The sequence below is a fragment of the Mesorhizobium sp. M5C.F.Ca.IN.020.29.1.1 genome, assembly GCF_003997375.1.
In the GTDB taxonomy this organism is placed as follows: Bacteria; Pseudomonadota; Alphaproteobacteria; order Rhizobiales; family Rhizobiaceae; genus Mesorhizobium; species Mesorhizobium wenxiniae.
The window spans coordinates 1-6,324 of sequence record NZ_RZSW01000373.1 but is presented as its reverse complement, the minus strand read 5'-3'; the positions used below and the strand labels follow the sequence as shown (position 1 = coordinate 6,324).

2 protein-coding genes are annotated in these 6,324 nt (G+C 61.5%); one reads left to right on the top strand and one right to left on the bottom strand.

Going from position 1 to position 6,324, the window contains the following annotated elements:
• A partial coding sequence (locus tag EOA85_RS24450; protein WP_164759851.1) for an SH3 domain-containing protein occupies nucleotides 1–5,270 on the top strand: 5,270 nt, incomplete at its 5' end.
• On the opposite strand, the gene EOA85_RS24445 is transcribed toward EOA85_RS24450, so the two are convergent.
• Nucleotides 5,243–6,205: a LysR family transcriptional regulator gene (locus tag EOA85_RS24445; RefSeq protein ID WP_127211478.1), complete on the bottom strand. Its 963-nt coding sequence runs from the start codon at nucleotides 6,203–6,205 to the stop codon at nucleotides 5,243–5,245. The genes EOA85_RS24450 and EOA85_RS24445 overlap by 28 nt on opposite strands.
• Nucleotides 6,206–6,324: the final 119 nt, after the last annotated feature.

The following is a 6,324-nucleotide window of genomic DNA, read 5'->3' as shown; positions in this document are numbered from 1 at the left end:
GGTCCATAACCACACCGAACGGCCAGCTCAGGGTCAACACGCCGGCACGGGAAGTCCATACGTTCGATCCTGCCGAGAATCCGGAAGTCAGCCATCGCTCGGCGCTCGGCGAGACCCTGGCCGCGACCTTGCCGGCGCTTCCCGACCATGCGGCGACGCCCGCGCCGACCTGGATGCCCGAGCAGGTGGAACTCGTCGGCGACTACCTCCATTCCCTCGAAGGTTCCAGCGATCCTGGCGTCCGCGATGCGGTGACCATGACCAGAGTGCAACTCGGGGGCAGGGGCTTGCCTCAGTCCGGCACGGCAATGACGCAGGCTCAGCATCATGCGCTTGGCGAAATGCTCAACGCCGATCGGAACAGTCCGTTCACCGGCTCCAAGCCGGTCGGCCAGCTTTCGATGAACGGCTTGACGACCCTCCACGTGTTCAGCGCTCAGGGCAAGCTGCCGCATCTGTCGCCAGGAGAAGTGATCGATCAACTCGGCCTGTCGTCGGACGGCAGGCTGCCGCGCGGCGAGCAGTTCCTTACCGCCGGGGCGCTGCCAGGAGAAGCCGGCTGGACCGACGCCGGCCGTGGCATCGTCGGCGATTACCTCAAGGCTGCGTCAGGCTCCACCGATCCGAACCTTGCCGCCGCGGCAAATGCCGCCTCGCCGTTTTTCAAGGGGCGCGCCACGAAGCCCGGGAAGGCCGTGACCGCCGCGCAGCAGGATGCGCTCATGCAAGTCCTGGAGGCCGACAGCGGCAGCACTTGGGTCTACGGTCCGAAGCTTCAGCCGGAGTCCTCGTTCAAACCCGCCGGCAAGCTTTCGCCGGAAGGCCGCTACAATGCGAAGGTTCTGTCCGGCCACGAGACCTGGACACCGTATCTTTGGCGAGAGATGCGCGGTTACGCCGCCAACCAGCAGAAGTCCGCGGACCCCGCGGTCCAATCGCTCGCCCGCGCCTTGGAGAACGCGCTGCCCTCAAGCAAGCCCAAGGCCGGGACCGAAATCAACAGCGAGGTGCCTGTCCTGCTGGAGCGGTTGCTGGATGTCGACAAGGCGAGTTCGTGGCGCGTCCCGACATTCTTCACGGATGCACAAGGGGTCTGGCGGTCCGACCGCGCGACCGTTTCCTGGTTCCTGCAGGAACACGAAGCCAATGTCTTGGGTGGACCCGTTCTGAACGATATGGCCACCAATACAGTTGGCCTCGGCGGATCGATGCTCGGCATTAAGGTGCCGCTGCCCAGCCGGCAGGTCTATGGAGAACTCAGCCTGAAGAACAACGGTCCGGACGGCACTGGCTTTCTTCTTCCCGTCCACCCCAATGACGCAAAAGGCCATAAACTCTTCGCCAATGGATTCCGGCCGAATTTCGCTTATGACGATGCGGCGGCTCCCTCCGCCCAGTGGGTCGCATCGGCGCCGATGCTGTCGAAGAACACGTTCCAGAAAGAAAACGCCCCTGGCGTTTCCATATCCATCTTTGGCTTCTCTGTGAGTGGGGCCTACGTCAAACGCACGCTGCTCTATCTCGGTGGCGAAGGCGGCCGGCCGGGATATACGCACAGGGAGCCTGGCCCGCTGAGCCAAAGGGCAGCCTCCTTCTGGGAAGAAGCTGCGAGAGGTGGTGCCAGCCACTATAGCTCCGAAGGCAAGGTGCCCGGTTTCGAGGATCGTCTCCTCTACCGGAACTACAACGTCATTCCGCCCTTCGGAGGCGGCAAGGAACCCTGGCGCGGTAGCCCTGCCTTCGAGGGCGTTCCGCGCGAGACGGGCGCCGGGCCGCTCAACCGCCTGGATCGCACGGACCACGGCGCCGGTCTCGCCGTGAACTTTGGGCAATGGCCGGTAACGACGGTAGAACTCGGCACGGTGAGGAAGGACCTGGTGCCGCATACCCGTACCGCCCGCGCGCACCCCGGATCCTCCGAAGGCGCGCAAAAGGTTTTCTCCGCGCTGGAGATTTCGGATGGGCGGCTGACGCCGGACGTCCTGCAGCATCTCCACGCCTATCTCGCCGAGGTTGCTGCATCGCCGCACGGCTATTTAAAGTTCGCTGGTCAGCGCGTGTTGGATGTGTTCCCGGAATTGGGCGTGGCGCCATATCCGGACCAACTCGCCACCACCGGCGGACGGCCCGACTGGATGGGCAAGCCAGCATGGAAAGCATTGCGGCAACAGCTGGATCAGCAGGCCCGCGGCGAACTGACGCCCACGCAGGCCCACTACCTCAACCGGCTGCTCGAGCTGCACAATTCGCCGCCGGCAAACGGCTTGCCGCCGGCTGGCGAGGGCCCGATCGCTCCCCGCAGTCCGGCGCCAAGGCCGGTGCGGAATGGGCAGGATTTTGCAGCAGATGGGTCATTGGGCCGGTCATTCGCCAAGCCGCTGACGCAGGCCGAAATCGCGGCCAACCGCCAGGAGGCGGCGAGCCTGCTCGACGACATGCTCCATCAGAACCTCGGCATGCCGGAAGTCACCAAGGCCAATCTTACAGATCAGCTCAGCCGGTCGCCGACGCTGATGGAACTCCTGCGCGGCGCTCACGCGAAAGGCGTACGCATCGTCAACCCGGCGCGGCACGACCTCCGGATTTTCGACGCCAACTCCGGCGACGATCTGACGGCGACTGGATCCCAATACGTCCGCGACGTGGGAGTAGTCTTTGTCGATGCTGAGACATTCCGCGCAGCCGATGCGGACAGCGATATCGTACTTGCCGAATTCGTCGACATGCTCGGCCATGAGTTGTCCCACGTTGCGGACGCTAAAATCGAGCTTCATCCCGACAATTTTCCAGATCGGCAGGCATATAAGGATGCCGTGGTCTCAGCCTATTTGAACGTCGAGGGCGAAGCCACATTTGTTCAATATGCTGCTGCCGACGAGCTTGCGGTTAACAGCGGCAAGCCTGCTGCTATCCTCGGCGCCGAGTGGAATTCGGCCCAGGCCGATATATTCGCCCGGTTCAAGGCTGGCGAGATTGGTCGATCGCAAGCCGTCGAGGAAATGGCGACGCTATTCACGGACAAGCAGCCGAGCGCTGCGGACGGAACGTACGGGGAGTTTTATGGCCGGTACGCTGATGAGCGATACGACCACTACGCGTCCACGGGTTCCCATCTCCCGGCTGAAACTCGCCGTCCCGCACCAGCAAACAAGGGCCAATCCGCTCCGAACAACGGACCGCTCACCCGAGATGGCGTCAGAGCGACCCCGCTTGACCAGGTGCCAGATCTCGTCATGGGCGATTTCCAGCCGACCCAGATTCCCTGGCTTAAGCGCGAGCAGGTGGCCAAGCTGACGGAACAGCAGTTCCGCGACATGGATCAGGCCGGCTTGCTGCCCTATCTGACCAAGAGCCAACTGCGCGGCATCCCGAAGGCAAAGATAGGTCAGGTCAACATCGCGGGCCTCGACGGGAAACAGATTCCTTGGCTGACCGAGGGCCATTTCCGGAATGTGACCGACCAGCAGTTCCGGGATGTCGGCAAAGCCGGTTTGACGCCTCACCTGACGAAACCACAGTTGCGGGTGATAAAAGGAGACAAGATCGAGCTCGTTGACGTGTCGAAGTTGGAAGCGCGCCAGGTTCCATGGTTCAAGCCCGGCCAGGTCGCGAAGTTCACGTCACAGCAATTCAAGGATCTGGGCGAGGCCGGATTGCTGAAGAACCTCACCGAGCCCCAGGTTCCGGCGATCCCCGAAACCATGGTCGATTCCGTGGACGTGGCGAAGCTCGATCCCAAGCAGGTGCCGTGGCTGAGCGAGAAGCAGATTCCGGTGCTGAACCGCGATCATTGGGGTGCCTTCACGATCCACCACACCGAAGAACTGACCCAGCCGCAGATCGAAGCGGTGACACCAAAACAGTTCGGGGAAATGAGCCCCGGCCAGTTCCGCAAGTTCACGCTTGAGCAGTTCGAGTGGATGAGTGGGGATCAGACGAACGCCCTCTCCGTGCTGCAGCTGACCACTTATCGGGCGACCCATAAAAAGGCGATGACGCCGGATCAGGCCACCAGCGTTGATCTGGCCCTCAGCCATGCCAGGACGCGGGAAAACACTCAGGCACTCGCCACCTTTGGCGGCATGTCGACCACCTCCGTCGTGTTGTGGAGTTCGCTGCCGCCAACCTGGACCGCCACCGCCGGAGCGGTGGCATTTGGCGTGCGAGGCGTCGTTTTCGGTGCGCAGGCGCTCTTCCCCAACGCAACCGCAAGTCACAAGCCGTTCGGGCGATTCCTCAACGCGCTCGGCGGAGCCACATTCATTGCCGCAGCGCCAGGTGCCGCGACCGGGATGATCCAAGGTAAGGATCTTGTCGTCAACAGCACGTTCACGCTCGGCAACATCGTCTATGGCACGAAGTCGATGCTGCAGTCGTTCACCGGCAGACCGGTGATCCGAAACCTGGCCGAATATCTGGCTGGACCCGGCTATGTGCTTGGCTGCGCCTTCTATACGGTGCACTCCTGGCCGGCGCCGATCGCCACAGTCGCCGGCACCATGTTCACCTTCGGCTGCGCGGAATTCTGGGCGTCGGCTATAAGGACGGACCGGATGAATCGCCGTTCAGTACCGCGAACCGATGCTGATATCGCGGCGGCGGAAAAGTCCGACAAGAAATGGGCTGCATGGGACCGGTGGACTCTGGGCATCACCTTCGGCGTTGGGATGCTTCTTTTTTCACTGGACGCCCTGCTCGCAGAGCCTTGGGAGGGCGCGAAGACGTCTCCTCCACCCGATCCGAAAAAACCGGATGGCGATGCATCGTCCCAGCAACCCGATGATCCTTCGGATGTCCCGGATGAGCCGCAAACCCCGCCGGAGGATTTCCCGCAACTTGTCGTGGTCGCCGATGACGGTCTGAATTTGCGGGCCCAGCCTGACGAGGATTCGACTGTAGCGACGGTTCTGCAACCCGGGACATTCGTCGAGCAGACCGCAAAGCCTTCGACCGATCAGTCAGGAGAGAGCTGGATACCCGTCGAAGGTTTTGGGCCGGACGGCGACATCCATAGCGGCTGGGTTTCCGGCGATCATGTCGAGGCTCATCCCGAGGGCAGCAGCAATCCTGAGGGCCGCACGAATCCAACGTTGGAGAAAGACGGCTACCAGTGGGTCGAAGTCCAGAATGGCGACAGCATTCGCCTGATCGCCAAGACCCATTCTGCGGATGTGGCGGAGACGGTGGTGCTCAATATGGATCATATCCTGAGCCCGGATGTGATCTTCTCAGGCGACCGCATCTACCTGCCGGCCACTTTCGTCGGCTGAGAAACCGCGGGCCTAAGCTTATCGGTTCTCGCAGCATATGCATGCGCAACACAGGCGGCCAGCTTTGCCGCCCGCTCCGCAATCGGATTGGATGGTTCGGAGGAGTAGGAGGCGGTAAACTGCAGGTCGGACGGGTGCCATTCGCATTCGACGACGCGCAGTTTACCGCTTGCGATATAGTCTTGGACGACTCCCTCAGGCAGCGAGGCTATTCCAATTCCGTTGAGCGTCATCTTGATGGAAGCGGCCAGGGAATTGGCCGGAAAGATGCGCGGCGTTTCTTCGAATTCGCCGGTGAGCTTGCGGTAAAGTTCGCTATAGGGTCGCGTGGTGCGCGCGTAGCTGATGATTGGAAACTGCATCAGGTCGTTGAGCGTCACCTTGCGTCGATTGGGCAATTCCAATTGCGGCGAGCAGACCCAAACAAGAGGAAACGACGGCATATCGATATTCTCGATGCTGTACTCCAAGACAGGGCCCATCAGCACCGCAAGATCGAGCCGGTGTGACATGAGTTCGTTGCGAAGGGTCGTCGTTGCATCGACGACGATATCGGTCTCGACAAGCGGATAATTTGCTTTCAGCGCCTTGAGGAAATCCGGCAGCCAAGTGTGCACGATCGTTTCGGCAACCCCAAGCCTCAACACCCTCGTCGTATCTGAAGTCTCTGAAAGAGAGCTGGCCATCAGTTGCAGCCGCTCTGCTACGCGCAGAACTCGTTGGGCAGGTGGTAGCAGCCGTTGTCCCTCGGCGGTTAGCCTGACCGTGCTGCTCTGCCGCTCGAACAGCTTGGCACCAAGCGCTTCCTCCAAACCGGCAATTCGGGTGGACACCGCCGGCTGCGTGGTGTTCAGGCGTTCCGCCGCCTTTCGAAAGCTTCCAAAGGTGGCCACCAGGAGAAAGGTTTCGAGCTGCTTGATGTTGAAAGATATCACGACGGCAGGTCACTCATTTGCGGGCTTTCGGGGAGGGTGCGACGAACCATCAATGCCGTACAATGATCTGGGCACCGATCTTCACTCGGTCATAAAGATCGATGACATCCTCGTTGGTC